Below are 3,260 nucleotides of genomic sequence, written 5' to 3'. Positions count from 1 at the left end.
CGTCGATGCTCCCCCGCACGGCGGCCACCGCTCCTCCCGGGCTGGTCAGGAGTTGGCGTCGACCGCCCCTCGTCCAGATCCTCCAGGTCTGCTCAGGTGTGCTCATCAGCCATCCCCCCCAGGTTCCTCGGTGGAAGCGGCTGCCGAAGAGCAGCCGATTCCTGCAGTTGTGGTAGTAGTACGTGCTCGACTTCGCCCTCGACCCGGCGGCGGTGTGTGTCCCGCCCTCGTCGTGGAGGACGCAGAGGTCCTCGCGCAGGACCAGGCGTCGCCCGGCCTCGACGGCGCGGCGGGAGAAGTCGACGTCCTCCCAGTACAGGAAGTAGCGCGGGTCCAGGCCGCCGAGGACCTCGAAGGTGTCCCGGGAGAACGCCAGGCAGGCCCCGGTCAGCCAGTTCTTCCACTCCTCGTCGTCGTCGCCGGGGACCCACCCGGTGCGGATCCGCCCACTGCGCAGGCTCACCGTGGAGCCACGGAAGTCGTACCCGCCGCTCGACCTCACCACCAGCGGCGAGGCCACCGTCAGTGGGTCCTCGCGGACACCCCGGGCGAGCGCCGCCAGCGTGAGGGCGTCGGCGGTGGCGTCGGGGTTCAGGGTCACGAACACCTCGAACCCCTCGGCGATCGCTGCCCTCACCCCGCGGTTGACCCCTGCGGCGAACCCGGGGTTGCCCTCCTGCGGGAGCATCACCCAGCCCCGCTGGGCGCACAGCTCGGCCACGGCGCGCCGCTCCCCCTCGGTCGAGAGGTTGTCGACGAGGAAGACCTTCGCCCCGGCCTCGTCGGCGGCCCTGCGCGGGAGGTTCGCGGCGACGAGGGCGTGGGAGCCGTAGTTGACGACCACCAGGGCGAACCGGACCCCCCTCACCGCCCCACTCCCGCCGGAGACGCACTCCTCCTGCGCAGGCCCGAAGGGTGGGAGGACAGGGGGGTGGGTCCGGACTCGGCGAGGTCGCGCAGGAGCTGCTCGTACTCATCGGCCACGCCGTCCCAGGAGTAGCGCACGATGTCGTCGCGCAGCGCGTTGCCCCGGGCGCGGGCCGCCTCGGGGTCGGACTCGACGGTGGCCAGCGCCCAGGAGACGTCGTCCCTGGTGCGGAAGTACAGGCCGTTCTTCCCCACGACCTCCCGGTTGAAGGGCACGTCGTAGGCGATCACGGAGGCACCCGCGCCGGCGGCCCGCAGGAGGGAGGGGTTGGTGCCCCCCACTGAGTGTCCGTGCAGGTAGGAGCTGGCGTTGCCGTAGAGCTGGTCGAGGAGTTCCTGGTCCCACACGCCCCCCAGGAACCTCACCCGCGCATCGGCGTTGTTGCGGACCTCGCGGGTGTAGCGCGCCGAGTAGGGGGCGGAGCCGACCACCATGAGTGGCAGCCGCGAGCCGCTGCGCGAGTACCCGCTGACGACCTCGAGGACCTGGTTCTCCGGCTCGAAGCGCGCCACCGCCAGGTGGTAGCGTCCGGGCGCGGCACCGACCTCGTGGAGGCGGTTGCCGACCGGGTGCTCGTTGACGGGGGCGCCGTAGGCGATGAGGCGGGTGGGTGCCCCGAACTCGGTGCGGTAGTAGTCGGCGATCCCGTGGGCGTCGGCGATGAGGGCATCGGAGAGACGCACCGCGATCGACTCGGCGTTGCGGTAGTACTGGCGCCCGACGGTGCCCCACTTCGCACGCTTCCACTCCAGGCCGTCGACGTGGGTGGCGCAGGGGATGCCGCGCGCCCGCAGCACGGGGATCAGTGGCGAGTTGGCCGCGTTGAAGACGATGGCCGCATCCGTGTCCCCCAGGGGACCGTGCAGGACGGAGAGCAGGGTGTGGCTGAGGGTCTCCAGGGACCGCTTGCGCAGGGCGGGCAGCGTCACGAGTTTCATCCCGAGGTACTCAGTGGGGTGGGAGCTCCCCTGGGACGTCCCCGAGCGGCAGAAGACGAGGACCTCGTGCCCCCGCTCGACCAGGCGACGCCCGACCTCCTCGACCGCCGTCTCGAACCCGCCGTAGTTGGCGGGGACGCCGCGGGTCCCGATCAGTGCCACCTTCAGTGGTCCGCCCGGAACACGTCGGGACCGTCGCCCACGCGCGGTGACACCGCCACTGCCCTGTGCCATGTGCTGTCCCCTCCTGAGAACCTCCGCGTCGGTGACCTGCAGGTGCCGGTCGGAGCGACCTCGGATCCGATTCCGCCATTTCAGTTCCTGAAACTTTCAGAGTCTGAAACACTTGTGGGAGTCGAGCATATCCGACGGGACGGAAAAGTCCACGCCGGGACCACGACACGCCCGTGTCAGTGATGTCCACCGGGTGGCTGCGCCACCCTGCGGCGCACCCGTGTCCGGGCAGGCTTGACGCAGACCACATAGGCTGTCCGCACCCGACCCGTGCGGACCGACACCGAGGAGGTCGTGATGCCCCCCGTCCCCGAGCCACCGGCCCTCACCGTGGGAATCCTGACCTACCGGAGGCCCGGGACCCTCGCGCGCGGCCTGCCGGCCGTCCTGCGCCAGGCGGAGCTCCTCAGCGCCCGGGGCGGGGCACGCGCCCGCGTCCTGGTGGTCGACAACGACCCCGCGGGCAGTGCGCGCGCCCTGGTGGAGGAGCTGGCCGCCGGGCACCCACACCTGGACTACCGCCTGGAGGCCACGCCCGGGATCGCCGCCGCCCGCCAGCGGTGCCTGGAGGAGTCACGCGACTCCCGCCTCCTCGTGTTCATCGACGATGACGAGGAGCCCGCGCAGGGATCGGCTGGAGGGGATGGTCGGCGCCTGGGAGGACCACCGGCCGCCCCGCCGCGGTGGCCGGCAGCGTGCTGGCCAGCTACGAGTCACCCCCTCCCCCCTTCGTGGTCGCGGGCGGCTTCTTCGACCGGCGTCGACCTCCCACGGGCACCGCGCTGCCCGCCGCCCCCTCGGGGAACCTCCTGCTGGACATGGACCAGGTGCGTGCGGCGGGCCTGCGCTTCGACCCCCGTCTGGGCACCCACGGCGGGGAGGACACCCTCTTCACCCGCCAGCTGGCACGGGCGGGCGGCAGGATCGTGTTCTGCCGCGAGGCCGCGATCCACGACCTCGTGCCCGCCTCACGCAGCACACGCACCTGGGTGCTGGCCCGGGCGCGCCACACGGGCGCCACCCACTCCGTCGTCACCCTGCTCGACACCCCGCCCGGTCCCCGGCGCGCGGCGGCCAGGGTGGGCCTCCTCCTGGGGGGCACGGGCCGGGCGGTGGTGGGCCTCGCGCGGGCCGTGGCCGGGCGTGTGCTGCGCTCCCCC

At 72.6% G+C, this 3,260-nt stretch carries 3 protein-coding genes and 1 pseudogene; 2 read left to right on the top strand and 2 right to left on the bottom strand.

What is annotated here, in order from left to right:
* Together TA90_RS00280 and TA90_RS00275 are read right to left on the bottom strand one after the other, a co-directional pair.
* The coding region (locus tag TA90_RS00280; RefSeq protein WP_043534035.1) for a glycosyltransferase family 2 protein at positions 1-868 on the bottom strand (868 nt) is incomplete at its 3' end.
* Positions 865-2,022 (bottom strand): DUF1972 domain-containing protein, encoded by a 1,158-nt coding sequence (locus TA90_RS00275; RefSeq protein ID WP_231550613.1) that lies wholly within the window; start codon positions 2,020-2,022, stop codon positions 865-867. The genes TA90_RS00280 and TA90_RS00275, both read right to left, overlap by 4 nt.
* A gap of 375 nt (positions 2,023-2,397) precedes the next feature.
* Here TA90_RS00275 and TA90_RS15940 point away from each other — a divergent pair.
* Both TA90_RS15940 and TA90_RS15360 read left to right on the top strand, forming a co-directional pair.
* A pseudogene (locus TA90_RS15940) lies at positions 2,398-2,715 on the top strand (glycosyltransferase family 2 protein); the annotation flags it as partial.
* Between the two features lie 80 nt (positions 2,716-2,795).
* A partial coding sequence (locus tag TA90_RS15360) for a glycosyltransferase family 2 protein (protein ID WP_407921566.1) occupies positions 2,796-3,260 on the top strand: 465 nt, incomplete at its 3' end.

The organism is Actinomyces polynesiensis, from assembly GCF_000820725.1.
GTDB classification, from domain to species: Bacteria; Actinomycetota; Actinomycetes; order Actinomycetales; family Actinomycetaceae; genus Pauljensenia; species Pauljensenia polynesiensis.
The sequence above is the reverse complement of the archived record's forward strand: the minus strand, read 5'-3'. Positions and strand labels throughout refer to the sequence as shown.